At 65.8% G+C, this 24,976-nt stretch carries 28 protein-coding genes; 18 read left to right on the plus strand and 10 right to left on the minus strand.

Annotated elements, in window-relative coordinates; genetic code table 11:
* Positions 1-58 precede the first annotated feature (58 nt).
* The 6 genes from purL to G6N81_RS07655 all read left to right on the plus strand — a co-directional run bounded on the left by purL (position 59) and on the right by G6N81_RS07655 (position 5,429).
* Complete coding sequence (purL, locus tag G6N81_RS07630) at positions 59-2,368, plus strand: phosphoribosylformylglycinamidine synthase subunit PurL (RefSeq protein ID WP_165135183.1); 2,310 nt, start codon at positions 59-61, stop codon at positions 2,366-2,368.
* Between the two features lie 2 nt (positions 2,369-2,370).
* Entirely contained in the window at positions 2,371-2,541 is a 171-nt protein-coding gene (locus G6N81_RS07635) for a hypothetical protein (RefSeq protein ID WP_165131317.1), read from the plus strand.
* 4 nt (positions 2,542-2,545) lie between these two features.
* On the plus strand, positions 2,546-3,259 hold the full coding sequence (locus G6N81_RS07640; protein WP_165135186.1) for a hypothetical protein: 714 nt from the start codon (positions 2,546-2,548) through the stop codon (positions 3,257-3,259).
* Positions 3,260-3,365: 106 nt separating this feature from the next.
* Positions 3,366-3,734 (plus strand): GntR family transcriptional regulator, encoded by a 369-nt coding sequence (locus tag G6N81_RS07645; protein WP_165135189.1) that lies wholly within the window; start codon positions 3,366-3,368, stop codon positions 3,732-3,734.
* A 34-nt stretch (positions 3,735-3,768) separates the two neighbouring features.
* Positions 3,769-4,698 (plus strand): ABC transporter ATP-binding protein, encoded by a 930-nt coding sequence (locus tag G6N81_RS07650; RefSeq protein WP_165135192.1) that lies wholly within the window; start codon positions 3,769-3,771, stop codon positions 4,696-4,698.
* On the plus strand, positions 4,695-5,429 hold the full coding sequence (locus tag G6N81_RS07655) for a hypothetical protein (RefSeq protein ID WP_165135195.1): 735 nt from the start codon (positions 4,695-4,697) through the stop codon (positions 5,427-5,429). Before G6N81_RS07650 ends, G6N81_RS07655 begins: the two co-directional genes overlap by 4 nt.
* Positions 5,430-5,448: 19 nt before the next feature.
* Here G6N81_RS07655 and G6N81_RS07660 read toward each other — a convergent pair whose 3' ends face one another.
* A complete protein-coding gene (locus G6N81_RS07660; protein ID WP_165135198.1) occupies positions 5,449-5,754 on the minus strand; it encodes a chorismate mutase in 306 nt (101 codons plus the stop codon).
* Between the two features lie 23 nt (positions 5,755-5,777).
* Here G6N81_RS07660 and G6N81_RS07665 point away from each other — a divergent pair, with 23 nt between their 5' ends.
* From G6N81_RS07665 to G6N81_RS07700, 8 genes are all read left to right on the plus strand, one after another.
* On the plus strand, positions 5,778-6,779 hold the full coding sequence (locus G6N81_RS07665; protein ID WP_165135201.1) for an AAA family ATPase: 1,002 nt from the start codon (positions 5,778-5,780) through the stop codon (positions 6,777-6,779).
* 6 nt (positions 6,780-6,785) lie between these two features.
* Positions 6,786-7,673 (plus strand): DUF58 domain-containing protein, encoded by an 888-nt coding sequence (locus tag G6N81_RS07670; protein WP_165135204.1) that lies wholly within the window; start codon positions 6,786-6,788, stop codon positions 7,671-7,673.
* Positions 7,660-8,133 (plus strand): hypothetical protein, encoded by a 474-nt coding sequence (locus tag G6N81_RS07675; protein WP_241244913.1) that lies wholly within the window; start codon positions 7,660-7,662, stop codon positions 8,131-8,133. The genes G6N81_RS07670 and G6N81_RS07675 overlap by 14 nt, the downstream gene beginning before the upstream one ends.
* Entirely contained in the window at positions 8,124-9,101 is a 978-nt protein-coding gene (locus G6N81_RS07680; RefSeq protein WP_241244914.1) for a VWA domain-containing protein, read from the plus strand. The genes G6N81_RS07675 and G6N81_RS07680 overlap by 10 nt, the downstream gene beginning before the upstream one ends.
* The gene (locus tag G6N81_RS07685) at positions 9,098-10,081 is read left to right on the plus strand and encodes a VWA domain-containing protein (protein ID WP_165135207.1); all 984 of its coding nucleotides are present in this window, start codon (positions 9,098-9,100) and stop codon (positions 10,079-10,081) included. The genes G6N81_RS07680 and G6N81_RS07685 overlap by 4 nt, the downstream gene beginning before the upstream one ends.
* Entirely contained in the window at positions 10,081-10,800 is a 720-nt protein-coding gene (locus G6N81_RS07690) for a hypothetical protein (protein ID WP_165135210.1), read from the plus strand. The genes G6N81_RS07685 and G6N81_RS07690 overlap by 1 nt, the downstream gene beginning before the upstream one ends.
* Positions 10,794-11,900, plus strand: coding sequence for a hypothetical protein (locus tag G6N81_RS07695; RefSeq protein WP_165135213.1), 1,107 nt, complete (start codon positions 10,794-10,796; stop codon positions 11,898-11,900). Before G6N81_RS07690 ends, G6N81_RS07695 begins: the two co-directional genes overlap by 7 nt.
* 180 nt (positions 11,901-12,080) lie before the next feature.
* Positions 12,081-12,482, plus strand: coding sequence for an SRPBCC family protein (locus G6N81_RS07700; protein WP_241244915.1), 402 nt, complete (start codon positions 12,081-12,083; stop codon positions 12,480-12,482).
* Positions 12,483-12,522: 40 nt separating this feature from the next.
* Here the strand turns inward: G6N81_RS07700 and G6N81_RS07705 are convergent, their stop codons facing one another.
* From G6N81_RS07705 to G6N81_RS07730, 6 genes are all read right to left on the minus strand, one after another.
* Positions 12,523-13,176, minus strand: coding sequence for a DNA alkylation repair protein (locus G6N81_RS07705; protein ID WP_165135216.1), 654 nt, complete (start codon positions 13,174-13,176; stop codon positions 12,523-12,525).
* 78 nt (positions 13,177-13,254) lie between these two features.
* Entirely contained in the window at positions 13,255-14,541 is a 1,287-nt protein-coding gene (locus G6N81_RS07710; protein ID WP_165135219.1) for an adenylosuccinate synthase, read from the minus strand.
* A 60-nt stretch (positions 14,542-14,601) separates the two neighbouring features.
* A complete protein-coding gene (locus G6N81_RS07715; RefSeq protein WP_165135222.1) occupies positions 14,602-15,786 on the minus strand; it encodes an ABC transporter permease in 1,185 nt (394 codons plus the stop codon).
* Positions 15,783-16,712 carry an ABC transporter ATP-binding protein gene (locus G6N81_RS07720; RefSeq protein WP_165135225.1) on the minus strand — a complete coding sequence of 310 codons (930 nt, stop codon included), beginning with the start codon at positions 16,710-16,712 and terminating at the stop codon, positions 15,783-15,785. Before G6N81_RS07720 ends, G6N81_RS07715 begins: the two co-directional genes overlap by 4 nt.
* A 193-nt stretch (positions 16,713-16,905) precedes the next feature.
* A complete protein-coding gene (locus G6N81_RS07725) occupies positions 16,906-17,433 on the minus strand; it encodes a DUF5979 domain-containing protein (RefSeq protein ID WP_165135228.1) in 528 nt (175 codons plus the stop codon).
* Between the two features lie 766 nt (positions 17,434-18,199).
* Entirely contained in the window at positions 18,200-18,727 is a 528-nt protein-coding gene (locus tag G6N81_RS07730) for a hypothetical protein (RefSeq protein ID WP_165135231.1), read from the minus strand.
* A 94-nt stretch (positions 18,728-18,821) separates the two neighbouring features.
* Between G6N81_RS07730 and argG the strand changes: the two genes are divergently transcribed.
* Complete coding sequence (argG, locus tag G6N81_RS07735) at positions 18,822-20,243, plus strand: argininosuccinate synthase (protein ID WP_165135234.1); 1,422 nt, start codon at positions 18,822-18,824, stop codon at positions 20,241-20,243.
* A 69-nt stretch (positions 20,244-20,312) separates the two neighbouring features.
* Here argG and G6N81_RS07740 read toward each other — a convergent pair whose 3' ends face one another.
* Positions 20,313-20,567 (minus strand): anti-sigma factor family protein, encoded by a 255-nt coding sequence (locus G6N81_RS07740; protein ID WP_165135237.1) that lies wholly within the window; start codon positions 20,565-20,567, stop codon positions 20,313-20,315.
* The gene (locus G6N81_RS07745; RefSeq protein ID WP_206527944.1) at positions 20,564-21,169 is read right to left on the minus strand and encodes a sigma-70 family RNA polymerase sigma factor; all 606 of its coding nucleotides are present in this window, start codon (positions 21,167-21,169) and stop codon (positions 20,564-20,566) included. The genes G6N81_RS07740 and G6N81_RS07745 overlap by 4 nt, the downstream gene beginning before the upstream one ends.
* A gap of 110 nt (positions 21,170-21,279) precedes the next feature.
* Here G6N81_RS07745 and aroA point away from each other — a divergent pair, with 110 nt between their 5' ends.
* Genes aroA through bcp form a run of 3 tightly spaced genes read left to right on the plus strand, consistent with a single transcriptional unit; the run spans position 21,280 to position 24,179 of the window.
* Entirely contained in the window at positions 21,280-22,623 is a 1,344-nt protein-coding gene (gene aroA, locus G6N81_RS07750; RefSeq protein WP_165135243.1) for a 3-phosphoshikimate 1-carboxyvinyltransferase, read from the plus strand.
* A gap of 13 nt (positions 22,624-22,636) precedes the next feature.
* The gene (gene rsgA / locus G6N81_RS07755) at positions 22,637-23,686 is read left to right on the plus strand and encodes a ribosome small subunit-dependent GTPase A (protein ID WP_165135246.1); all 1,050 of its coding nucleotides are present in this window, start codon (positions 22,637-22,639) and stop codon (positions 23,684-23,686) included.
* Between the two features lie 22 nt (positions 23,687-23,708).
* Complete coding sequence (gene bcp, locus G6N81_RS07760; RefSeq protein ID WP_165135249.1) at positions 23,709-24,179, plus strand: thioredoxin-dependent thiol peroxidase; 471 nt, start codon at positions 23,709-23,711, stop codon at positions 24,177-24,179.
* Here the strand turns inward: bcp and G6N81_RS07765 are convergent.
* On the minus strand, positions 24,176-24,973 hold the full coding sequence (locus tag G6N81_RS07765; protein ID WP_165135252.1) for an alpha/beta fold hydrolase: 798 nt from the start codon (positions 24,971-24,973) through the stop codon (positions 24,176-24,178). The two genes, bcp and G6N81_RS07765, sit on opposite strands and share 4 nt — an antisense overlap.
* Between the last annotated feature and the right edge of the window lie 3 nt (positions 24,974-24,976).

Here is a 24,976-nt window from a genome sequence, read left to right on the forward strand (position 1 = left end):
GCGCGGGCCAACTAGACTGAGCAAGTCCCTCCGCACTGAGACCACTGGAGCCTCCCGGGTGAGCACTGAACACGTCGTTGACACCGTCGAGAACGCAGAATCGACCCCCGAGCGCGAGCAACCGTATGGTGCACTCGGTCTCAAGGCTGATGAGTATGAGGAGATTCGCAAGCTTCTCGGCCGCCGCCCCACATCGGGTGAGCTGGCCATGTACTCGGTGATGTGGAGCGAGCACTGCTCGTACAAGTCGAGCAAGAAGTACCTCCGCACGTTCGGCGAGAAGGTCACCGACGAGATGCGCGAGCGCCTCATGGTGGGCATGGGACAGAACGCGGGCGTTGTCGACGTCGGCGACGGCTGGGCCGTGACCTTCAAGGTGGAAAGCCACAACCACCCGTCCTATATCGAGCCCTTCCAGGGCGCCGCCACGGGCGTCGGCGGCATTGTCCGCGACATCATCTCGATGGGCGCCCGCCCGGTTGCCGTGATGGACCAGCTGCGTTTCGGCGCAATCGATCACCCCGACACGGCACGCGTTGTTCACGGCGTCACGGCGGGGATCAGCTCCTACGGCAACTCCCTCGGGCTGCCGAACATCGGCGGGGAGACCGTATTCGACGCGGTCTACCAGGCCAACCCCCTCGTCAACGCGCTCGCCGTTGGCGTGATGCGTCACGAAGACATCCGCCTCGCCAACGCGACCGGCGCCGGGAACAAGGTTGTTCTCTTCGGCGCCCGCACGGGAGGCGACGGAATCGGCGGAGCGTCGATTCTCGCGTCCGATTCGTTCAGCGATGGTGGCCCCACCAAGCGTCCTGCCGTGCAGGTGGGCGACCCGTTCGCCGAGAAGGTGCTCATCGAGTGCTGCCTGGAGCTGTACCAGGGCGAGCTCGTGGAGGCGATTCAGGACCTCGGCGCTGCGGGAATCTCGTGCGCAACAAGCGAGCTGGCCGCCAATGGTGGTTCCGGCATGGTCGTCGACCTCGACAAGGTGCTTCTGCGCGACCCCACGCTGACCGCCGAGGAAATCCTCATGAGCGAGTCACAGGAGCGCATGATGGCGATCGTCGCTCCCGAGAAGCTCGATGCCTTCCTCGCGGTGGTGAATAAGTGGGAGGTCGAAACCAGCGTGCTGGGCGAGGTCACGGGTGATGGCCGCCTCGTCATCCACTGGAAGGGCAAGAAGATCGTCGACGTCGACCCCTCGACCGTCGCTGTCGATGGCCCCGTCTACGACCGTCCGGTTCAGTACCCCGCATGGCTCGACGCCCTCCAGGCCGACTCGGCCGCTGCTCTCCCCCGCGAGAACGACGCCGATGCGCTGCGCGAGCAGGTCGCGAAGCTCGTCAAGAGCCCCAACCTGGCGGACACCAGCTGGATCACCAACCAGTACGACTACTACGTGATGGGCAACACCGCCCTGTCGTTCCCGGATGATGCGGGCATGATTCGTGTCGATGAGAAGACCGGACTCGGCTTCTCGATCGCGACTGACTGCAACGCGCGCTTCTGCCAGCTCGACCCCAACCGCGGCGTGCAGATCGCCCTCGCGGAGGCCTACCGGAACGTCGCAGTCACGGGCGCCAATCCCACGGCTGTCACCGACTGCCTCAACTTCGGTTCTCCCGAGAACCCCGAGGTGATGTGGCAGTTCTCCGAGACGGTGGATGGCCTGTCCGACGCGTGCATGGAGCTCGGCGTTCCCGTCACGGGCGGCAACGTGTCGTTCTACAACCAGACGGGTGACACTCCGATCCACCCGACACCCGTTGTCGGCGTTCTCGGCATCATCGACGATGTGTCGCGCCGCATCCCCAGCGGATGGCAGGACGCGGGCGAAAACATCTACTTGCTGGGCACCACCTCCGCGGAGCTCGATGGTTCGGCATGGGCCGATGTCGTCCACGGCCACCTCGGCGGTCGACCGCCGCAGGTGGACCTGGCCGCGCACCGCCGCCTGGCCAACCTCATGGGCGCCGCGCGTGATGAGTGGCTTGTCTCCAGCGCCCACGACCTCTCCGAGGGTGGTCTCGCGCTGGCCCTCGCCGAGGGCGTGATGCGTTTCGGTGTCGGCGCCCGTGTGTGGCTGAACGAGATCATGGATCAGGGCGGCCTCGACGCCGTCACGGCGCTGTTCTCCGAGTCGACGGGCCGCGTGCTCGTCACGGTTCCGCGCGAAGAGGACGTCAAGTTCCGCGGTCTGTGCGCAGGACGCGGCTACCCCGTTCTCCGCATCGGTGTCACTGACACCGAGCCCGTTCTCGAGGTGCAGGACGCGTTCACGTTCTCCGCCGCTGAGTTGCGCGAGATGTCCGCTTCGACGCTGCCGGCATACTTCGGGGACACGGTCCGGGAAGCGATCGTCTGATCATGCGCAACGAAGAGCTGTCGGTTCCGCCCGAGCTGGAGGGCGATGACGATATCCGCCAGTCGTACGTGTACCGCCGCAACCGGCGTGTGCGCGGCGTCGCGTGGATCGTCATCGCGGCCCTCATCCTCGCCGGCGGCGGATCGACAGTCTTGCTGACGCTCTTCGGTTAGCCCCATGGAGCCGTTCCTCGATTTCGCCCGCGACTACTGGTGGCTGGTGTTCCCTTTCGGGGGCGCCGCCTTAGGTGTTGTCGGATTGGTGTCAGGGTTGTCTTCGCAGCAACAGGAGATCGGCCACAAGCGCAAGCTCGAGCTGATCGAGGCGAAGGCGCGCGCGCGGGCGATCGCCGGGGACGGTCACTTCGCCCCCGAGCAGGTGGCGAAGGCAGACGATGCCGATCGTGGTGCGCGGCTGCGCCGAATCATGGCGATGCATGACGATCTCACGCGGCGCTGGTTGGAATACGAGCTTGACGTGGCGCGCGTTATCGCGTTTCCGACGATGAGCGATGGGCGCGATCCGCACACCGCGGCGTTCCTGCGGGCGAAGAAGGTCGCGGATTCGCTGCGCCCGGATTCGGTGAAGGAGCGGATGAGCGCCGAGGAATACGCCGAATATCGCGATGCGGTGCACGACTATGAGGTGGCGTTCGACGTTGCCGAGCAGCAGGCACGGCGCATCCGTGACTCCGGCTTTACGGAGTCCGAGAGGCAGCGACTGGGACGCGCTCAGCAACTGCTGAACGTCGCCGTCGACAAGTCAGCCACCGCGGCCGAGCGTCAGACGGCGTATCGCCGTGTGCGGGAGGAACTCGACGGCCTCATCGTGCTGTCGAACGCCGCCGAAGCCGATCTGAAGCGCAAGGCTGCGGGCGAGCTCGAAGCGTAGCTGCCAGTTCATCCCGGCCACAGGACCTCCCTGCGGCGGGGTTGACGCGCGCCCAGTTCTATGGTTCATTAGTCATGTAACTAACCAAGCAACCAGGGAGCGTGAGATGGACGAGAGCAGGCCGCTGTTCATGCAGATCGCCGAACTGGTCGAAGACCACATCGTCAGCGGCGCTCTCGCGGAAGAAGATCGGGCTCCGTCCACCAACGAGCTCGCTGCCTTCTCACGCATCAACCCGGCTACCGCCGCGAAGGGAGTGAACATGCTCGTCGAAAAGGGCATCCTCTACAAGCGCCGCGGAATCGGCATGTTCGTCGCTGCGGGCGCCCGCGAGGCCGTGTTGTCCGAGCGTCGGGCCGCATTCACCGATCGCTATATCGCCCCCCTCATCGACGAGGCCCGCAAGCTCGGCCTCGGACCTGATGACGTCGCACGGCTCGTCCGTGAGCACGCGACCCCCACACCATCCCCGTAATCCCGCGGCACCGCCGCCCGTCGGAAGGAACCCCATGGACTCTGTGATCCAGGTTCGCGACCTCACGAAGAAGTACCGGGACAAGACGGCGCTCGACAGCGTGAGCTTCGACGTCGAAAGGAACTCCATCACCGGGTTCCTCGGCCGAAACGGCGCGGGAAAGACCACCGCGATGTCGATCCTCACGGCACAGAACTTCGCCACCAGCGGCTCCGTGAAAGTGTTCGGCGAGAACCCCTACGAAAATGCCCGCGTCCTGCGCCGCCTCTGCTTCGTCCGCGAAAGCCAGAAGTACCCGGACGACGCCAAACCGGGCCACGCATTCCGCACGGCACGCCTGTTCTTCCCGCACTGGGATCAGGAACTCTGCGATGAACTGATCGACGAGTTCCAGCTGCCCATGAAGCAGGCCATCAAGAAGCTCTCCCGCGGTCAGCTCTCGGCAGTCGGCGTGATCATTGGACTCGCCGCGCGCACCGAGATCACGTTCTTCGACGAACCGTATCTCGGCCTCGATGCCGTGGCACGCCAGACCTTCTACGACCGGCTGCTCGCCGACTACGCCGAGCACCCCCGCACGATCCTGCTGTCGAGCCACCTGATCGACGAGATCGCCAACCTGATCGAACGCGTTCTCGTCATCGATGCCGGACGCATCATCATGGACCAATCGGCCGACGAGGCCCGCTCCTCCGCGACGAACCTCGTCGGCGACGCCGAACGCGTTGATCGCTTCGCCGCCGGACGCGAGATTCTCCACCGCGAGCAGCTGGGTCGCGTCGCATCCGTCACCTTCACGGGCGCGCTCACCGACGCCGAGCGCGACCAGGTCACCCAGGCGGGCCTCGACCTCGCGCCCGTCTCGCTGCAGCAGCTGATCGTCCGGCGCACACAGCGCGCCACCCAGACATCCACCGGCGATCTCAACCAGATCGCGACCGAGCAGGAAGGAAGCCTGCGATGAGTACCGCAAACCCGCTCGCCGAGATGCCCACCCGGGCCCACCAGCCGAGCCGCATCATCAACGTCATCCGTCTGCAGTACATCAACACGCAGACCTTCGTGTGGGTGCCGCTGATCATCGTCGGAGCGACCGTTGTCTTTGCCCTGATAATCCTCGGAATGATTCCAACGGAAGAGCACCGCTACTGGATGGGAATCCAGTCGCCCCCGTGGTACTTCATTCCGGCCGGAGCGATGGCCCTGGCCTACTCGTTCCCTTTTTCACAGGCGATGAGCGCCACCCGGCGCGAGTTCTTCATCGGAACCGTTGCGGCGGCCGCTCTGTCCGCGGCAGGTCTGTCGCTCATCTTCCTCCTCATCGCGGCATTTGAGCGCGCAACGGACGGCTATTGGATGAACGCCTACGTGGCCTATGTGCCCGATCTGTTCGCCAACGGATGGGTGTCGGCGTGGCTGACGTACTTCACCCTGCCGATGCTGGCCTTCATGGTCGGCTTCTGGTTCGCGACGATCTACAAGCGGTGGAACGCGACGATTCTCACGCTGGCGATCATCGGCGTTTCCCTCCTGATCCTGGCGATTGCGTTCATCATCACCCGTACGGAATCGTGGCCGCAGGTGGGCCAGTGGGCGACGAACGCCGGGCCGACTGTTCTCACGCTGTACGGTCTCGGGCTAGTCGCCGTGCTGTCCCTCGGGTCCTACGCGACGCTGCGGAGAACAATCGCATAGCCTCCGTCGAACAGGCCGCTCAGTCTTCGCGCTGGGCGGCCTTTTTGTGGTGCTGGATCACTTCGGCGACGACAAAGTTGAACCACTTCTCGGCGAAGGCGGGATCGAGTTCCGCCTCGTGCGCAAGATTCTTCAGGCGCGCGATCTGACGCTCCTCACGCGCGGGGTCGCTCGCCGGAAGATCGTGGCTCGCCTTCAACTCCCCCACGCGCTTCGTGCAGCGGAAGCGCTCGGCGAGCATATAGACAAGGGCGGCGTCGATGTTGTCGATGCTCGCGCGCAGGCGAAGCAGTGTGTCCATCGGGTCCTCGTGCGTCTCGCTCATATCCCCGAGGGTAGCGTGGAGGCATGAGCGATCAGAGCCTCGCCCCCACACCGGATGACCTGGCCCGGGCGCGGGAGGTGCTCGCCCGCGTCGAAGCCTCCTACGCCGCCAAGGTGGTCGGCCAGGAGCACCTCCGAACCAGCCTTCTCGTGGCACTGATCACGGGAGGACACGTTCTTCTCGAGTCCGTGCCCGGGCTCGCCAAGACGACGGCGGCGCAGACACTCGCCGATACCGTGCAGGCGTCGTTCCGCCGCATTCAGTGCACACCCGACCTGATGCCGAGCGACATCACCGGAACGCAGATCTACGATGCATCGACCGGCTCGTTCCGGACGATCCTCGGGCCCGTTCACGCGAACTTCGTGCTGCTCGACGAGATCAACCGCTCCAGCGCGAAAACACAGTCGGCGATGCTCGAGGCGATGCAGGAGCGCCAGACGACGATCGGCGGAGAAGTGCACCACCTGCCGCGGCCGTTCCTTGTAATCGCTACGCAGAACCCGATCGAGCAGGAGGGAACATACGAGCTTCCCGAAGCACAGCTCGACCGCTTCTTACTGAAGGAGATCGTCACCTACCCCAGCCCACAGGAAGAGATGGAGGTGCTGGACCGTATCGATTCCGGTGCCCTCGATCCCGACAATCACGTCGGCCGGGCCGCAACGATCGAGGACATCGAGCATCTGCAGCGCGTCGCTCGCGGCGTTCACGTCTCGCCCGCAATTCGCAACTACATCGTCGGCATCACCTATGTCACCCGCAATCCCGCCGCATACATCGGCGAGGAGCAGGCGCGCTATATCCGCTACGGCGCGAGCCCGCGAGCGTCGATCGCGTTCCTCCAGGCTTCGCGCGCCCGTGCCCTGTTGAACGGCCGCTCGCACGTGTTGCCGGAAGATATTCGTGCGCTGCGCCACCTTGTGCTGCGCCACCGCGTTCTGCTCACGTTTGAAGCCGAGGCCGACGGTGTGCGCAGCGAAGAGCTCATCGACCGTATTTTCGACGCCGTTCCCACACCGTAGGCCCCGATGACCGCCCTGCTCACCGGAGTGAAGAGCCGCCTCTTCCTCCGAACGCACCTCGCCGCAACGCACCCCCTCGACGGGGCACATGCGTCGCTGCAGCGCGCCCGCAGCCTCGAGTTCGAGGACCTGCGGGACTACGAGGTGGGCGATGACGTGCGGGACATCGACTGGAAGGCGACGGCGCGGCACGGCGACCTGCTGGTGAAGCGCTCACGAGCCACACGCATGCATCCCCTGCAGCTGGCCGTGGAAACGGGGCGCGGGATGGCAGCGATCGCCCCAGACGATCACCCCAAGCGCGCGCTCGCGATCCAGGCCGTGGGAACGCTTGGGCTCCTCGGAATGAGGGCGGGCGACGAGGTGTCCGTTCTTCTCGCCCACAGCGCCGGTGCGATGCGCCTCCCCGGCACCCGCTCGGAGGGCGGCCTGGAGCACGCGCTACGCACCATCGACCGCGCGTCCACGCCCGATGCCCCGCCCAGCTCGCGCTCCGCGCTGCTCGATGCCGTGCGTCGCACCGTCACCGGACGCCGGATCCTCGTTGTCGTGACAGACGAGGCGCCGATCACCGATCAGGACGAACGGATGATCCGGCGGCTTGCCGCACAGCACGACCTGCTGTGGCTGACCGTGCGTGACGCCGACCCGGCATCACCGCAGAAGACGCGGCGAGCACGCCTGGATGTCACGACCGGCTGGCAGGTGCCCGACTATCTCGCGGGCGATGCGGATGTGGTGCGCGAGATCCGCGAGGAACGCGCGCGCGGCGATCATCACCGGACGACGCTCCTGGATTCGCTCTCGATCGATCATGCAGAGCTGAGCGCCGAGGCCACCGTTGTTCCGTCGCTCCTCGGGATGCTCCGCAGGAGGTCCCTTGTTCACCGATGAGCTCTATCCTCCCGTGCAGTACAGCCCGGTCTGGATGCTGGTTGCCTGCGGAGTTCTCGCCCTCCTCGCTCTCATCGCGTGGATGATCTGGGCGTTGACGCGCCCGCCGAAGGCCGTTCCGTCGTCGCTGTCGCGCGACGAGCCCGAGACCCTCGACGCCCTCCGCGATGGTTCTCTGGGGGCCATCGCGCAGGTGGAGGACGCCTACCGGTCCGGGGCGATCACGGCGCGGCACGCGAACGCCGAACTCAGCCGGCTCACCCGAGCGTTCGTGAACGCGTATACGGGCGTTGAGGCCCCCGTGATGACTCTCGAGGATTTGGAACGCCGTGGCGTGGACCCGTCCCTGATCGACGCGCTCCGGCGGCACTACTACCCCAGCCTGTTCCGCGGCGATCTCGTTGTTGATCCGATTGCCGGAGCCGACGCTGCGCGCCGGGTGGTGATGGCATGGCACTGATGTTCCCGTGGGTGGTGCTCGTAGCCTGCGCCGCCGTCTTCGCGGCGTTCGCGATCGGATTCAGCCTTCGTCGAGGGCGGCAGACGTCCGACGGCGATCTCGTGTCGCGCGCGGAGCGGGTGACACGGTTGCCCGCAGCGCGGCGTGCGGCGTCACGGCGGCTGACGGCGCTGGCCGTTGTTGTCGCTCTGTGCGCATCGGCGGCGATCGCGGGCGGCATCGTTATTGCCCGCCCGATCGCCGCGCAGACCATCGTTCCCGAGAACACCAATCGCGACATCATGCTGTGCCTCGACGTGTCGGGGTCGATGACCGACATCGACATCGAGGTGCTCGACATCTTCGATGAGCTCGTGGACGGTTTCGAGGGCGAGCGGATCGGGCTGACGATCTTCAACGCCTCCCCCGTGCAGGTGTTCCCCCTCACCGACGACTATGCGTTCGTGAAGGAGAACATGCGCAGCATCCGGGAGAGTCTCGACGGTGACTACGGGGCGATCCCCGAGCACTGGGCGGGAACGCTGGAGGGGGCAGGTTCGTCGCTCATCGGCGATGGTCTCGCAGCATGCGCAACGCGCTTCGACCACACGGATGAGGAGCGCTCGCGATCGATCATCTTCGCCACCGACAACGAACTCGTCGGTGACCCGCTTGTCACCCTGATGGAGGCGGCAGGGCTGGCGGCCCACCGTGGTGTGCGGGTCTTCGCCATCGATCCGCTCCAAGATCCATCGTCGCCGCTCAGCGCTGAGTTGTCACAGGCGGCCGAGCGCACGAATGGCGCGTCGTACGGCCTCCGCGGAGAGACGACGGTCGGCGACATTCTGCGCGAGGTGCGGCGCGAAGAGGCGCGGGCGCTGACAGCCGAGGCGGAGGTTGTCGAAACGGACGCACCCTCCCCCTGGATCCTCGTCCTCGCGATCGCATCGTTGGCATCGGTCTTCGTGATGTGGCGGGTGCGGCTATGACGTTTCTCCCCGTGGTCCACCCCGTCCTGATCGCGGGCCTCGTGCTGCCCGTATTGGGGATCGCGATCTGGTCACTGTTCCAGACCCGCCGACTCGCCTGGATTCCGCGTATCCTCCTTGTCCTCGCCATCGGCGTTCTCGCGCTGCGCCCCGGCCTCCCCGACGGGGCGTCCCAGCAGGCAACAAGCGATGTCGACGTTTTTCTGCTCGTGGACAGCACGACGAGCATCACGGCGGAAGACTGGGGATCGGGTGAGCAGCGCCTCGCGGGTGTCCGCGATGACGTGCGCGGGGTGATGGCGGCGTACCCCGGCGCGCGCTTTGGCCTCTTGACGTTCGACAACGTGGCGTCGGTTCGGCTTCCGCTGACAACCGACCGTAGCGCCGTCATGGCGTCGCTAGAGGTTCTTCGCCCGCCGGCAACGCCGAACGCTCGCGGAACATCGATCACCCTCGCGGCTCCCCTGCTCGAATCGACACTGCAGCAATCAGCGGAGATTTCGCCCGACCGGGCCCGCATGGTGTTCTACCTGGGAGACGGAGAGCAGACCGCCGAGGAGCCGCCCGTATCGTTCGCCCCCGTTGCCGACCTTATCGACGGCGGAGCCGTCTTCGGATACGGGACATCCGAGGGCGGGCCCATGCGGCTCGTGATGCCCGGCAGCGGCGACAACGTGCCGTACCTGGAGGACAGCGGTGTGACCGCGCTGTCGGTGATCGATGAGGATGCGCTGCGCGGTATCGCCGACGATCTCGGTGTGCCGTACGTTCACCGCGACGCCGGCGCTGAGGCGTCTTTCCCCGACGCTCCCCGCACAACGACAGGCTTCGCCGACGTTCAGTCGCCGGGCGCCCGGCGTGAGCTGGCGTGGATGATCGGCATCGTGGTCTCCGGTTTGTTGCTGTGGGAGCTTGCCACCAGCGCAACTCGCCTGCGGCGGACACTGCACGATTCCGCCGAGCGGGACGGGGTGGCGTGATGACAACTCTCACCGAGGCCGCCCTCCGGCGCCGACGGGCGCGCCGCTGGGCGTTTATCGCCTTCGCCCCGATTGCCGCGATGGGCCTTGTGCTCGTGATTGGCCTCGTCGCCATGATCCTCTTCGCTCACCAGACCGTGCAGGCGCACATTCGCGACGACGCCCCCGCCGCAATCGCCGCGTCCGAACGGCAGGCGGAGGTGAACTGGTTCGAGCGCTGGAAGGCGCCGTACAACGCCGGGACAGCGCTCGCGATGGGAGACCGGCTGCCGGAGTCCCGGGCACGCCTCGACGAAGCGCTCGAACACGCGACGGGCCTCGATGTGTGCCCCGTGCAGATTAACCTCGCCCTCGTGCTGGAACGGATGGGGAACGCTGCGACCGGATCCGACGCGGCGGACCTGTTCGGAGAAGCCCTCGATCTTGCGCTCAACGCGCCCGACGAGTGCCGCTCCGATGAGGCACGCGAGGCCTCACCCGATCCTTCCCGCGATCCCGCGCAGATCCTCGACGATCTCATCGAGCGCCTCACCCAGCGCGATCCGGCACCACCCGAGCCTGAGCCCGAGGAGGGCGGCGAGGACGACGAGATGCCGGACCAGGATGCGCTGGAGGAGCTGGAGGAACGTCTCGAGCGCGGTGAGGGTGAGCGCGAGCAGCTGCGCGACTTCGACGACCAGGGTGGCGGCCAGGGATCGGGGGTCGAGCGGCCATGGTGACAACGCGCTACTTGGGTGGAGCGGACGGCGCCCCGCCCCTTCCCCCTCCCGGCGGCTACCGCGGCGAGCGCCGTTTCTCGGGCGACCCATTCTCTGCCGCCTTCGTCGCCCCGCAACGCCCGGCCGCTGCCGCGGTGCCCCGCCGTTCGACCCATCCGCTCGGGTGGATCGCGCTGTTCGCGGCGATCCTCAACGCGATCGTCCTCATCGCCGCTGCTGCCACCGGCTCGCTGTCCGCAATCACGGGAACAACCGCTCTCGTGTTCCAGCTGGGCGTTGCGGCGGTCATCATCGCGGCATTGTTCATTGGCCGCGCGCGCGTTCTTGGCGCGGTCGGCCTGACGATCGTTCTGCTGATCAACGTGGGAACGGCGGGGGCCGCCGCGGCGATCGTCGCCGACGCCACCGGCTCGTACGAGGGGTCACTCACCCCCGAACGCCAGGCCCAGCTTGCGTACCCCGGAATTGCGGGGATGTCTCCGGAGGCGATTCTCGCCGCCCCGTCGTTGGAGCACACGGAACGGCTTGCCGAGGTCGTCTCGGAAGAGCTACGCAACCGGCTCAGCGAGGAGTTCGGGGTGACCTGGTACCAGGTGTCGGACGCCGACTCCCGGTATGTGCGCAACGGATACGGCGGTGAGTCGCTTCTGCAGCGGTGGGCATCGCCCGTCTGGCGAACGGAGCAGCCCGTTCAGGACTACGACACGAAGATCGCGATGATGCGCACGGTCGATGCCGTTCTTCTCGAGAGCGACTCCTTCTGGGCCCTTCAGCCGCTCAACGAGCCGGGCTGGGGCCTGGATGATCGTGCTCTCGAAGGCCTCTACGGCTCCGCAGACCCCCGCCAGCAGTCGACCTGGGAGTGGGCCGCTCGCGGCTACGATGGCATCCCCGGCGGCCCGTCGGGAACGATCGCCTATGCGATGGTCACCGACCTCTCAAACGACGACACGGGCGATGTGCGCGCGGGGCGTGAGGCGATCGCGGCTCCGGGAGCACCCATCGAGGGCTTCGATCTGCTGTTCTACGCCACAGAACGCCTCAGCGAAAACGACGTCGACCTCTTCCGTGCCCGCCTGTCCGGCGACCCCGTCTCCTGAGCGCGTCAGACCGGCTACGCGGGCTGAGCTGCGCGCTCGGGCGGACACCCCGTGCCTTCCCGCGGAGATGTGCGCTCACGAGGACCCAACACCTGCCATAACGTCCGCTGGAGCGCACATCTCCGAACTGGCGCCCGTTATTGTCCGCCGGAGCGCGTCCTCGCGACGGAGTTTTATGGCATGGTGACCGATATGCAGTCCCGCCACGTGAGCGTCGTCGTCCGCACCGCCCCCGAACGCGTCTATGCGTTTGCCGCGCAGCCGGGGAACCTCCGCCGTTGGGCGGCAGGCCTCGCGCAGGCCGACGTGCAGGAGCGGGGTGAGGATCTCGTGCTTCAGTCACCGATGGGCGAGGTGACGGTGCGCTTCGTGCCGCACAACGACTTCGGTGTGCTCGATCACGCCGTCACGTTGCCGTCCGGAACCACGGTGAACAATCCTCTCCGCGTCGTCGCCCATCCCGACGGCTCTGAAGTGATCTTCACGGTGCGTCAGATCGAGCTGACGGATGAGGAGTTCGACCGCGACTGCCGTCTCGTCGCGGAGGATCTGGACCGGCTTCGCGCAATCCTCGAGGGGTGAGCGGGTAGCGCGGCGGCCCTGATCGCCGTCCTGGCCCCGCTCACTCCTGGCGCGAGACCATCTCGGCGATCCAGAGCGGGGCGTAGGGGGAGGTGCAGCCCGGCGGTGTCGGATAGTCCTTCAAGACGCCAAGGCGTTCACCGATCGCGACCGCCCGCTCCCGAAGTTCACCGTGGTGGATCCCGACGTAGGCCAGGCAGTTGTTCATCTCCCACTGCAGCCGGGGATCCGCGTCGACCATCCTGGCCTCGATCTCATCCAGGATTCCGGGCAGGTCGAGTCCCTCCGGCGACTTCTGGATCCGCACCTGCGTCAGCGCCCATCCGGCACTCTCGGTCACGGGGTCGCCGTCGCCGAGCCACCGCACTCGTAAGTCTTCCGCAGCAGGGTGTTTCTTCGCGACGTAGTTCACGAACCACTCGTGCACCTTGGGCGACGCCGCCTCGCGCAGCAGCGCATCGACGCGGTCAGAGTCGACCGCGCGCGGTTTCATCCCGAGAACCGCGATGAGTTGCGCCGCCACATCACCCGTTGTCCAGAGGTCGTCCTCCAGGCCCGCACCGCGCGCGGTCTTCGCGATCTTCCGGAGGTCTCCGAGCTTCACGCCGAGGTCATCCCCGCGACGCTCGTTGATCTCGCGTGTTTTCGCGTCTTCACCCGCGGCGATCTCGGCCATCACTCCGGCAACGTCCATGCCCTTCAGGCTACGCGCGCACACGCGACAGCGCCCTCCGGAAGAAGATTCTTCTGGAGGGCGCTGTCACAGAATGTCTTAGCTCACGAGGTCGTGGCGCACAATCACCTGGTCGCGGCCGGGGCCGACACCGATGACGGAGATGCGCGTTCCGCTCATCTTCTCGAGCGCGAGAACGTAGTCCTGCGCGTTCTGGGGCAGGTCCTCAAAGGTGCGAGCCCCCGTGATGTCCTCGGTCCAGCCGGGGAACTCCTCGAGGATCGGCTTCGCGTGGTGGAAGTCGCTCTGGCTGACGGGGATTTCGTCGAACCGCTCACCGCCCACGTCGTAGGCAACGCACACGGGAATGGTCGGACGGCCCGTGAGCACGTCGAGCTTGGTGAGAACCAGGTCGGTGATGCCGTTGATGCGTGTTGCGAATCGCGTAATCGGGGCGTCGTACCAGCCGACGCGACGCTCACGGCCGGTCGTCGTGCCGAACTCGTGACCGCCTTCACGCAACCAGGTGCCGTCCTCGTCGAACAGTTCGGTGGGGAAAGGCCCGGCGCCGACGCGGGTTGTATAGGCCTTGACGATGCCGACGATGCGGTCGAGACGGTTGGGGCCGACTCCCGACCCGCTGGCGGCGCCCGCGGCGGTCGCCGTCGACGACGTCACGAACGGGTACGTGCCGTGGTCGACGTCGAGCATCGTCGCCTGACCGCCCTCGAAAACAACAACCTCGTCGCGCTCCAGCGCCTCGGTCAGCAGCAGGCCCGTGTCGCACACCATGGGGCGAATGCGATCGGCGTAGGAAAGAAGATCGTCCACGATTTCGTCCACCGTGACATCACGACGGTTGAAGACCTTCACCAGCAGGTGGTTCTTCTGGTCGAGGGCTCCCTCAACCTTCTGGCGCAGAATCGACTCGTCGAAGAGGTCCTGAACGCGAATGCCCACACGGTTGATCTTGTCGGCGTAGGCCGGTCCGATGCCGCGCCCGGTGGTGCCGATCTGACGCTTTCCGAGGAAGCGCTCCTGCACCTTGTCGAGCGTGCGGTGATAGTGCGTGATGATGTGCGCGTTGGCGGAGAGCTTCAGCTTCGACGTGTCGATGCCGCGTGCGTCCAGCGCCTCCAGCTCCTGGAACAGCACGCCGAGGTCGACAACAACACCGTTGCCGATGACGGGCGTGACGCCCGGCGAAAGAATACCGCTCGGCAACAGGTGCAGGGCGTACTTCTCATCGCCAATGACGACGGTGTGGCCGGCGTTGTTCCCGCCGTTGAACTTCACAACCCAGTCGGTGCGCTCACCGAGCAGGTCTGTGGCCTTGCCCTTACCTTCGTCGCCCCACTGGACTCCGACGATCACAATTCCCGGCACGGCATGCCCCCTGACAGATCGGGTGTTTGAGACCCCATCCTATCGGGGCGAGCCGCGCCCCTATGCGATACGACTTCCCGGCGGGGTCTTTTTCGCCGGCGTCTGCGTGCGCCCTGCGCCCCAGAGCATGAGCGCGGCGGCGATCAGCACCTGAATGCCCAGGCCAACGAACCAGCTCGGAACGGTCTGCTCGACAATCTCTTTGTCCGTCGGATAATCCTCGCTGTACCAAGCGCTCCCCTCCGCCGGCGGCTCTCGCCCGTCGCAGGGGTCCGACCAGTCGCTCGTCTCCAGGTCTGGCGGCATTTGCGCCATCCGCACGCTGACCTTGATGAACCCAAACATGTCAACGGGCGAACCGTGATCCGTGTATGTGGTCGGTGTTGCGTCGGCGAGCACGATGTACGGGTTCATGGCCAGCATCCACCACACCCGATCGGATCTCATCGCGGAGCTCCACGAGAGGTTCTCCACCGCGTAGCACCCCTCGGTGACATCCGGCCGCGGTGTCACACAGGCCGCGCCCGCTGGCGCATCCGCGCAGAGCGGAAGCGCGGATCCGCCACTGTCGAAGTCCGTGAAGCTCCCGGGGCTTTCGGTCAGGGTAACGGTGTCGGACCGGATCGCGTAGCTCCCCAGCGCAAACGCAATCAGCGTTCCGAGGGTCAGCAGCATCACGATGAGATACGTCGCCGCGACGGAGAACAGCGGACGGGCGATGATCGCGCTCAGGCCCACACCGATCGCCGCGATGATGCCCACCTGAACGATGAGCACGAGGATCGAGATGGCAAGAACGTCGATTCCGATCGGGTCATGTTCGCCACCGAAGAGCGCGTAGGGCTCGGGTTCGGCGAGGCTCATCACCACCGCGAAGATGAGCGCCGGAAGCGCGGCGAGGAGGTAGACGAGGCCGATTGCCCAGCCGGACAGCAGTTTCGACACGAGGATCTCCCCCGTTGTCGCCAGCGTGACCTGCACGGGCGCCAGCGTGGCGGCGTCCCGGTCGCCGTTCACCGCGTTTCCCGTGAACGTCGGTGTCACGAGTGTGGCCATCAGCAGAACGCCGTAGATGCCGATCGAGAAAGTCAGCGATCCGGAGCCCCGGCCGCCCGCGATGTATGCCAGAACCGTGATGGCCGTGACAACGACGAAGAAGATGGTGAGAAGAATGTAGAAGGCCGCGCGACGGGCGCGCTGTCGCAGGTCGAGGCCGGTGAGCACGCCAATCCGTGTGAGGCTCATGACTGCTCTCCCATCGCCAGAAATGCTCGCTCGAGGTTGCCCTGCGCGGGAGCGAACTCAAAAACGGGAACGTCGGCAGCGATCAGAGCCCGCAGCGCCGTGCTCGCCGCAGCGTCGTCATGGAACGACGCGAAAAGATCTCGGCGATCCACCCGAACCGGGACCCCGGGAAGCGCCGCCGTGACAACGTCCTGCCAGACGTGCGCGCCCGTTTCTGGGGTGCCAGAAACGCGTATTCGCCACTCGCGTACGCTCTCAGGGGCGGTCACGGTGCGTCCGCCCGAGACGAACACGGAGTCGTCCACCATCTCTTCGAGCTCCGACAGAACGTGGCTCGAGACGAGAATCGCTACGCCATCGTCGGCCCGCCGCCGAAGCAGGGCGCGAAGGCGAAGCCGGGCCAACGGGTCGAGACCGGACGCCGGCTCGTCGAGCAGAAGAGCTCGCGGCTCATGCACAAGAGCGCGCGCCAGGCCGAGCAACTGCTTCTGTCCGCGAGACAGCACGCGGGCTGGACTTGTCGCAACGGCGTCGAGCCCCACCTCGTTGATGAGCTCATCCGCCCGTGTGCGCGCATCGGCGCGATCGCGCCCGTACAGGCGCCCGGCCACGACGAGCGTCTCGACAACAGTGAGCGAGTCCCACGCACCCAGGGCGTCGGGCATCCATCCGAGCCTCGCGCGTGCCGCGGCCGGGTCGGCGATCGGATCGATTCCGGTCACCCGTATCGTCCCCGAATCGGGGGCGAGGAGCGAGGCGAGCATCAGAAACAGCGTGGTCTTGCCAGAACCGTTCGGACCGATCAGGCCCGTGATCTTGCCCGGATGCGCGTCGAACGTCATGTCGCGCACCGCTTCAACGGGGCCGAAGGAGCGGGCAACGGACCGCACCGCAATGCCGTCGTGCTCGACGTCAGAAGCGTTCATTGTCGAAAGCTACCGCGCGCGACGAGCGCGCTGGGGTTTCGACGCGCTCGCAAACGACATCGACGCGCCCGGAAACCGAGTGGGTCGATGTCGTGACGTCGTGCCGAGCGTCAGCTCTGGCGGCGTCGGGCTCCAGCGACAAGCGCTGTTCCGAGCAGCGCCAGCAGGACGGCTCCGGAAACGATCCAGGGCGTCACCTCGCTGCCCGTGGCGGGTTCCGCCGACAGCGCCTCCGGGAGCGTGTACGTGTAGTCGACCCTGAACAGCGCCTCCGAGGAAACGAGGTCGGCCCCGTCTCCCGCGACGTGCTGAAGCCGTTAATCGGCTCGTACTCATAGCCGACGGTGAAGACGGCGTTCTCGGGAACGAGTGAAGCTCCGTCACCGCTGATCGTCTTGGTGACCGAGAACCCTCCGACGTCCTGCGTGATCGTGTTCGTCACCGTGATCGAAGCGGTCACGCCACCCGCTTCGATCGTCAGAGTCAACGGATCGATCACGGGCTCACCCCACGTCGCGCCGGGCACGTTGGGCAGGTTCGGTTCGCTCAACGTCAGTTCTGCGCCGACCGGCAGGGCGTCGCTCATCACCAGATCGCCGGAGACCGGCAGCATCAGCGTTCCGGACCCGCCGGTGAAGCCCCGAGCCTGATCGCTCGGGTAGCTGTATTCCAGGGCAAAGGCCAGATCGTCCGAAAGCGGCACCTCATCGTCGTTATCCACACGCTTGTGCGCCGAGAACTCGCCCTATCTCTCTGCCCCGGACTGTGGACATCCCCACGGCTGGCGTCCTCGTCGGCGAGAAGAACGCGAAGAAGTTGTTAGACAGCTGTGCCGCGGAAGGGCTGGGCTCCTGGAAAAGCGATGCACTTGGCCAGACCTGGTTCGAATGATCAACGAATTGGAGTCGCTCGACGATCAGAACGTGCACAAGAGTGCTCTCCGGTCCTTCTGGCGTGGCGAGCGTGCAGCGAACGCCGGGCTGTTGCCGGAGGCGTACGAGCATTTTCGCGCCGCGATCACCGCCGGATTCGCGATGATCGCGTATGAGGTGTGTGTGACCCTGATGTACAGCGACAGGCACACTGCGGCGACGCGGCTCACAGCGACGCTGAACCGTTTCTGCCACTCACGCGGCATTGTCACGATGCGGAACCCGTTGCGAGCCGCGCAGTCGTATCGTGAGGCGCTCGCTGGCCGCACCGTCCTCTCGGCGCGGAACGCGAAACAGCTCGATGAAAGCGACTGGGCGCGGTGGAACGGCGACGGCATCCGCTCGCACGCATCGCCGGCGAGACTCCCGCTGCGCCGCGGCGCTCGCTCCGCGGTTCATCTGACGATGTTCTCCGACTCGCGCTTGGTGCGGCCATCGACCTCAATCGTCATCGAAACGCACCCGCCGCCGTCAAACTGGGCAGAGCAGCCTCTCTCGCAACGACTCCGTCACACAACACATCGAGGCGTCCCTGAGGCGACGCCGATCGGCGCGTTAGGCGTCTTCGACGCGCTCCAGGCCGATGAACTTCATGCGGTCCTCACCGTAGAAGCAGCTCTGCAGGGCGATATCGCCCTGCAGGCCGACGAGGTCGTCCGTGCTCGACCAGATCTTGGACGTGTAGCGGATGTCAACGATCTCGTAGACCCCGTCGAGGCCGTCGATGTTGATCCGTTGTCCCTCGTCCCATGGCAGCAGAACGTCTCCACCGCAGTTGTTGTGCGCCGCGGCCGTGGTGGGAACACCCTCGCGTTCATACGAGGTCATGATGGTGAAGGTTCCATCGCACGAGTCGAGTTCCGCCATGCCGCCCTCAACGCCGAGGCGAACGGTGGGGTATTCCTCGAGCACCTGCTCGCGCACATCGTCGACGACCTGGTTGACCTGCGTCTTCGCCTGGCCGTAGATGCGTTCGGTCTGTTCGGGCATCAGCAGGGTGGCGCCGAGCACAACGGCGCCAACGGTGAGCAGGGCGATTCCGAGCGCCGTGACGACCGTGCCGCCGCGCTTCTTTCGTGCCATGTGAGCAGCCATCCGCTCCCCTCCGCTTGTCCGCATCATACCAAGCCAACACGACGTCATCGAGGGGTCTTCCTTCTCCCCTAGAATTAGAGGCATGTCGAATGTGCTTGAGAACCTCCCTGTCGGCGAGCGCGTCGGTATCGCCTTTTCCGGGGGTCTCGACACCTCCTGTGCCGTTGCGTGGATGCGTGACGCCGGGGCGGTGCCGTTTACCTACACGGGCGACCTCGGCCAGTACGACGAAGATGACATCGCGTCGATTCCCGAGCGCGCCCTGCAGTACGGCGCCGAGAAGTCCCGGCTGATCGACTGCAAGCCGCTCATGGTCGAAGAGGGCCTGTCCGCCCTCGCAACGGGTGCGTTTCACATCCGTTCCGCCGGGCGCACATACTTCAACACGACGCCGATCGGCCGCGCCGTCACCGGCACGCTCCTCGTGCGCGCCATGAAGGAAGACGGCGTCGACATCTGGGGCGACGGCTCCACGTACAAGGGCAACGACATCGAGCGGTTCTACCGCTACGGCCTGCTGGCCAACCCGCGCCTGCGCATCTACAAGCCGTGGCTCGACTCCACGTTCGTCAGCCAGCTCGGCGGTCGCCAGGAGATGAGCGAGTGGCTCATCGAACACGGCTACCCGTACCGTGACTCCGCCGAGAAGGCCTACTCCACGGATGCGAACATCTGGGGCGCAACGCACGAGGCGAAGACCCTCGAAGACCTCAACGTGTCACTCGAGACAGTTCAGCCGATCATGGGTGTGCGCTTCTGGGACCCGTCGGTCGAGATCGCCACAGAAGACGTCACCGTCACGTTCCACGAGGGCCGCCCCGTGGCCATTAACGGCGAGGAATTCTCCGACGCCGTCGAGCTCGTCAAGAAGGCCAACGAAATCGGCGGCCGCCACGGTCTGGGCATGAGCGACCAGATCGAGAACCGCATCATCGAGGCCAAGAGCCGCGGAATCTACGAGGCACCGGGAATGGCGCTTCTGTTCATCACGTATGAACGCCTTCTCGCGGCCATCGTCAACGAAGACACCCTCGCCACCTACCACGAACAGGGGCGCCGCCTTGGCCGCCTCATGTACGAGGGCCGCTGGCTCGAGCCCCAGTCGCTGATGCTGCGCGAGTCGATCCAGAAGTGGGTCGGATCGACGATCACCGGAACGGTGTCGCTGCGTCTGCGCCGCGGCGAGGACTACACAATTCTCGACACGACCGGCCCGAGCCTCTCCTACGCCGGCGAGAAGCTGTCGATGGAGCGCGTCGGCGACGCCGCGTTCGGCCCCGGCGACCGCATCGGACAGCTGACGATGCGCAACCTCGACATCGCCGACTCGCGCGCCCGCCTGGAGGGCTATGTCGCCCGCGGCATGATCGGCGGCACAACCGGTGACCTCATCGGCGAGCTCGAGCAGGGCGAGGCCTCGCAGATCACCTCCGGCTCCGGCACCGAAAACGAGGACATCGATCGGGCAGGCGAGTCCGCCGCCTTCGATACCGGCACCGACTAGACCCGGCAACGAAGAGGACGCCCCGCTCAGCTGAGCGGGGCGTCCTCTTCGTTGCCGGGGCAGTTTTGGTTATTCGTGCTCGCGCTGAAGATCGCGGAGCTTCGCGATCACCTGCGACTTGAGGTCAGCCGGAACGGTCTCTTCCTGGCATGCTCGCTGAACCGCCACGGTCAGGGTGCGCGCAACAGTCGCCTCGTCCTGGCAGCTCGGGCACGTTTCGATGTGCTCACGAATTTCGGCGTACGCCGTCTGACAACACGCGATCTCACCGCGAACAAACGCTTCGAGGTCGGCGCGTGTTTTCTCACACCCGCAGTCGCTCACTTTTCCGCTCCTGTCTCGGCGGCCACGATTCCTCGTTCAGCCGCGTATCCCCTCAGCTTTTCGCGTAGCAGACGCCGGCCGCGGTGCAGACGACTCATCACGGTGCCGATGGGGCTCTTCATAATGTCGGCAATCTCCTGGTAGGCGAAGCCCTCGACGTCGGCGAGGTACACCACCATCCGGAAATCGTCGGGAAGGTCCTGCAACGCATCCTTCACGGCTGACGAGGGCATGTGATCGATGGCCTCGGCTTCGGCGGATCGCCGGCTTGTGGCCGTTGTCGACTCGGCACCGCCGAGTTGCCAGTCTTCGAGATCATCGATCGCGCTCTGGTACGGCTCGCGCTGCTTCTTGCGATATCCGTTGATGTACGTGTTCGTGAGAATGCGGTACAGCCACGCCTTGAGGTTCGTCCCCTGTGTGAACGACGACCACGAGGCAAACGCCTTCACAAACGTGTCTTGCACCAGGTCAGCCGCGTCCGAGGGGTTACGCGTCATCCGCATCGCCGCGCCGTAGAGCTGGTCCATGAACGGCAACGCCTGCTCTTCGAACTGCGCGCGGGGATCCGCGGGCGGTGTCGGTGCGTCGAGCTGGTCCATGATCAGCCAGCCTACGTCGACGAGTTCCTCCTCAAACTGGGGTTTCGCCGCAATACACGCCGTGCCTGTCATTCGTCACCTCACTGCTCTCATTCAGTAGGCTGAAACCGATGACAACGCGAGGGTATTCCCCCACGTCCACTTCCGCCCCGACCGAAGCGCCCCGGGGCGCGTATGGCGCGCCAACGGCACAGTCGCCGCTGAGCGTCACGATCCCCGTACCTGGGTCCAAGTCGCTGACGAACCGCGAGCTGATTCTCGCGGCTCTCGCCGACGGACCAGGGCGCGTCGAGAGCCCCCTGCATTCGCAGGATGCGCATCGAATGGGGGATGCGCTCCGTGCTCTCGGCGTCGGTGTTGAGCGGGTACCCGGCAAGAGCCCCTTCGGCGATGATCTGGTGATCACACCGCGGAAGACGCTCACGGGCGGGTGCACAATCGACAGCGGTCAGGCTGGCACCGTGATGCGCTTCGTCGCTCCTCTCCTCGGCCTTGCCGATGGCGAGGTGCACATGACAGCGGATGAGAATGCCCTTCACCGTCCGATGGGCGCGATGATCAAGGCGCTGCGCGACCTGGGCGTCGACATCGACGATGGGGGTAACTGGAGCCTGCCGTTCACGGTGTACGGCCGCGGACACATTCGGGGCGGTGAACTCGAGATCGATGCATCGGCGTCGAGCCAGTTCGTCTCCGGTCTCCTGTTGGCTGCGCCGCGATTCGATGTTGGCCTGCACCTGAAGCACACCGGCAAGCGGCTCCCCAGCCTTCCGCACATCGAGATGACGGTGGAGGCGCTCGCGCGACGCGGCGTTCACGTGGAACGTCCCACCTCAACGGAATGGATCGTTCCCGCCACAACGCCGCGCGCCAAGACGATCTCCATCGAACCGGATCTGTCGAACGCCGCGCCCTTCCTGGCGGCAGCGATGATCGCAGGCGGATCGGTGACGATCCCCGGATGGCCGCCGCATTCGACACAACCGGGCGCCCAGCTGACCGACATTCTCTCGTTGCTCGGCGGCAAGGTGTCGCGTCGTGGCGGGGCGGTCACGGTCTCGGCAGGCCAGACCATTCATGGCGTCGACCTCGATCTGTCGGCTGTCAGTGAGCTCACACCCACGCTCGTTGGCCTCGCGGCGTTCGCTGATGGACCCTCCTCGTTCACGGGAATCGGCCACATCCGGCAGCACGAAACCGACCGCATCGCCGGTCTCGTGAACGGACTGCGCGAGCTCGGGTGCGGGGCGGAAGAGCTTCCCGACGGCATCCGCGTGATTCCGCAGGCGATGCACGGTGGCACCTGGAAGTCGCACCACGATCACCGCATGGCCACAACGGGTGCGCTGATCGGTCTCGGCGTTCCCGGTGTGACGATCGACGACATCGGCACCACCGCGAAGACGATGCCGCAGTTCGTGTGGCTGTGGCAGAAGATGCTCGCCGGAGAATGAACGGCGCCGTCTCGTGAGCTGGCTGGATCATGTCGACGACGACGATGACGACGATCTTTATGACGAGAGCGACATTCGCGTCCGCCCGAATCCCAAGGCGAACCGCCCGCGCACGAAGCGACGTCCGGCGCACGAGGATGCTGTCATCGGCCGTGTTCTGGGCGTCGATCGGGGCCGGTACCGCGTTCTGATCGACGAGAACGGGCCGAACGAGCGCGATACGACCGCGGTGCGTGCCCGCGAACTGCGGCGGATGCCGATTGTGACGGGTGATCGCGCGCGCATCGTGGGCGACACCACGGGCGACGAAGGCACGCTCGGCCGCATTGTCGGAATCGAAGATCGCAGTTCGCTGTTGCGTCGATCCGCCGATGACACGGATCAGGTGGAACGCGTTGTTGTGGCGAACGCTGATCAGATGCTCGTCGTTGTTGCCGCGGCCGATCCGCCTCCGCGCCCCCGTCTGGTCGATCGCTACTTGATCGCCGCACTGGACGCCGGTATTCGGCCGCTGATGGTCGTGACGAAAACAGACCTCGCCGACCCCAGCGAGTTCCTCACGCACTTCGACGGACTCGACGATCTGCGCGTTTTCCGTTCGGCGCAGGACGCGTGGCCAACGGCCGAGATCGGCGAGGCGCTGGTGGGCAAGTCCACCGTTTTCGTTGGGCACTCTGGCGTCGGAAAGTCGACGCTCGTCAACGCCCTGGTGCCGGACGCCGATCGCGCGACGGGCCATGTGAACGAGGTCACGGGTCGCGGTCGGCACACCTCCTCGTCGACGGTGTCATTGCGTTTTCGATGCACGGACGGGGCCGGCTGGGTCATCGATACTCCCGGCGTTCGCTCGTTTGGCTTGGGGCACGTCGACCCGGCGAACATCCTGCGCGCGTATCCCGACCTCGATCTGGTCGCCGCGGAGTGCCCGCGCGGATGCACGCATCTGCCGGACGCCCCCGACTGCGTTCTGAACGATGCGGTTGCCGACGGTCGGGTCCGCGGCGAGCGCCTGCAGTCGTTGCAAATGCTGCTCGAAACCTTTAGCGATCGCGACGATCACTGATCTTCGCCGCTAAAATCAGAGAATGACGACGCGCCTCGAAACCGGATCGAATGCTCCCGACTTCACGCTTGTGAACCAGGACGGAGAGTCGGTATCGCTGACGGACTTCCGTGGGCGCAAGCTGGTGATCTTCTTCTACCCGGCCGCGATGACGCCCGGGTGCACAACGGAAGCCTGTGACTTCCGCGATTCGATGGCGTCGCTTCAGGGTGCGGGCTACGACGTGGTCGGCATTTCCCGCGATGAGCCGGCGAAGCTGAAGCAGTTCGCAGAGCGCGACGGTCTGACGTACCCGTTGCTCAGCGACCCGGACAAGGCCACGCATCGTGCATACGGCGTGTGGGGCGAGAAGAAGAACTATGGCAAGACGGTCGAGGGCGTTATCCGTTCGACGTTCGTCGTCGACGAAGAGGGCGCGGTGGCGCTGGCGAAGTACAACGTGAAGGCCACGGGCCACGTCGCGCGCATACGCGCAGACCTGGGAATCGACTAACCCGCTTCTGCGAGGAACGCGACGCCGTTTTCCCGGAAGTCGCGTGATCCCGGGGTGTTGAAGTGGTGGCGCCCCGGCACCTCCAGGAACGTTCCGTTCGGCGCAGCCGCGGCAAGGTGCTTGGACTGCTCGAGAACCGCGTCCTTCTCCCCCGTCGCGAACAGGACGCGCTGTTGTGGCGGATCGCTGAGGTCGGGATCGGCGTCCCCGAAACGCATGCCTTCGGCCAGGGCAACGAGCGCGCGGAGGTCGTTGCCCGGAACGCGCTCGGCCAGCGCAACGTAGTTCTGGGTGACGGGGTCGGTTACGGGTGTGCCTTCTTCTGCGAGGGCGCGGGCCTGGTCGAGGTCGAGGCGGCCAAGGGGCCGGCCATCGGGGATCCCGCCGAGGACAGCCCGCTCGATCTCATCGCCGCGCAGAAGCGTGGCGGCGTGCCAGCCGACGCGGGCCCCCAGCGAGTACCCGAGGTACCGCACGGAATCGAGCAGGTACGTGTCGAGCACGGTGGCAACATCGTCGATGAAGGCATCCATGACGTACGCGGTGGCCTCGTGCGGCTTCTCGCTGGCGCCGTGTCCGCGTTGATCGATCGCCAAAACGCGCAGCCCCGCCCGCAACATGTCGCGCACCCATCCCGTTGCCACCCAGTTGTCACGCGCGCTTGACGCGAAGCCATGCACCGCGAAAACCGTCGGCGCGTCTTCCTCGCCCCACGCGTACGTGGCGAGCCGGATGCCGTCGGACGACATGATGTACTGCGGTTCGGGCATCTCGGTGATCAGCGGGATCGACATGGT

The organism is Microbacterium amylolyticum (assembly GCF_011046975.1).
Lineage (GTDB): Bacteria > Actinomycetota > Actinomycetes > Actinomycetales > Microbacteriaceae > Microbacterium > Microbacterium amylolyticum.

What these genes read in the sequence shown, in the direction of transcription:
- G6N81_RS07635 (WP_165131317.1), top strand. Translation starts at nt 2,371, where the DNA reads ATGCGCAACGAAGAGCTGTCGGTTCCGCCCGAGCTGGAGGGCGATGAC.
- G6N81_RS07640 (WP_165135186.1), top strand. Translation starts at nt 2,546, where the DNA reads ATGGAGCCGTTCCTCGATTTCGCCCGCGACTACTGGTGGCTGGTGTTC.
- G6N81_RS07645 (WP_165135189.1), top strand. Translation starts at nt 3,366, where the DNA reads ATGGACGAGAGCAGGCCGCTGTTCATGCAGATCGCCGAACTGGTCGAA.
- G6N81_RS07650 (WP_165135192.1), top strand. Translation starts at nt 3,769, where the DNA reads ATGGACTCTGTGATCCAGGTTCGCGACCTCACGAAGAAGTACCGGGAC.
- G6N81_RS07655 (WP_165135195.1), top strand. Translation starts at nt 4,695, where the DNA reads ATGAGTACCGCAAACCCGCTCGCCGAGATGCCCACCCGGGCCCACCAG.
- G6N81_RS07660 (WP_165135198.1), bottom strand. Translation starts at nt 5,754, where the DNA reads ATGAGCGAGACGCACGAGGACCCGATGGACACACTGCTTCGCCTGCGC.
- G6N81_RS07665 (WP_165135201.1), top strand. Translation starts at nt 5,778, where the DNA reads ATGAGCGATCAGAGCCTCGCCCCCACACCGGATGACCTGGCCCGGGCG.
- G6N81_RS07670 (WP_165135204.1), top strand. Translation starts at nt 6,786, where the DNA reads ATGACCGCCCTGCTCACCGGAGTGAAGAGCCGCCTCTTCCTCCGAACG.
- G6N81_RS07680 (WP_241244914.1), top strand. Translation starts at nt 8,124, where the DNA reads ATGGCACTGATGTTCCCGTGGGTGGTGCTCGTAGCCTGCGCCGCCGTC.
- G6N81_RS07685 (WP_165135207.1), top strand. Translation starts at nt 9,098, where the DNA reads ATGACGTTTCTCCCCGTGGTCCACCCCGTCCTGATCGCGGGCCTCGTG.
- G6N81_RS07690 (WP_165135210.1), top strand. Translation starts at nt 10,081, where the DNA reads ATGACAACTCTCACCGAGGCCGCCCTCCGGCGCCGACGGGCGCGCCGC.
- G6N81_RS07695 (WP_165135213.1), top strand. Translation starts at nt 10,794, where the DNA reads ATGGTGACAACGCGCTACTTGGGTGGAGCGGACGGCGCCCCGCCCCTT.
- G6N81_RS07700 (WP_241244915.1), top strand. Translation starts at nt 12,081, where the DNA reads ATGGTGACCGATATGCAGTCCCGCCACGTGAGCGTCGTCGTCCGCACC.
- G6N81_RS07705 (WP_165135216.1), bottom strand. Translation starts at nt 13,176, where the DNA reads ATGGACGTTGCCGGAGTGATGGCCGAGATCGCCGCGGGTGAAGACGCG.
- G6N81_RS07715 (WP_165135222.1), bottom strand. Translation starts at nt 15,786, where the DNA reads ATGAGCCTCACACGGATTGGCGTGCTCACCGGCCTCGACCTGCGACAG.
- G6N81_RS07720 (WP_165135225.1), bottom strand. Translation starts at nt 16,712, where the DNA reads ATGAACGCTTCTGACGTCGAGCACGACGGCATTGCGGTGCGGTCCGTT.
- G6N81_RS07730 (WP_165135231.1), bottom strand. Translation starts at nt 18,727, where the DNA reads ATGGCACGAAAGAAGCGCGGCGGCACGGTCGTCACGGCGCTCGGAATC.
- argG (WP_165135234.1), top strand. Translation starts at nt 18,822, where the DNA reads ATGTCGAATGTGCTTGAGAACCTCCCTGTCGGCGAGCGCGTCGGTATC.
- G6N81_RS07745 (WP_206527944.1), bottom strand. Translation starts at nt 21,169, where the DNA reads ATGGACCAGCTCGACGCACCGACACCGCCCGCGGATCCCCGCGCGCAG.
- aroA (WP_165135243.1), top strand. Translation starts at nt 21,280, where the DNA reads ATGACAACGCGAGGGTATTCCCCCACGTCCACTTCCGCCCCGACCGAA.
- bcp (WP_165135249.1), top strand. Translation starts at nt 23,709, where the DNA reads ATGACGACGCGCCTCGAAACCGGATCGAATGCTCCCGACTTCACGCTT.
- G6N81_RS07765 (WP_165135252.1), bottom strand. Translation starts at nt 24,973, where the DNA reads ATGTCGATCCCGCTGATCACCGAGATGCCCGAACCGCAGTACATCATG.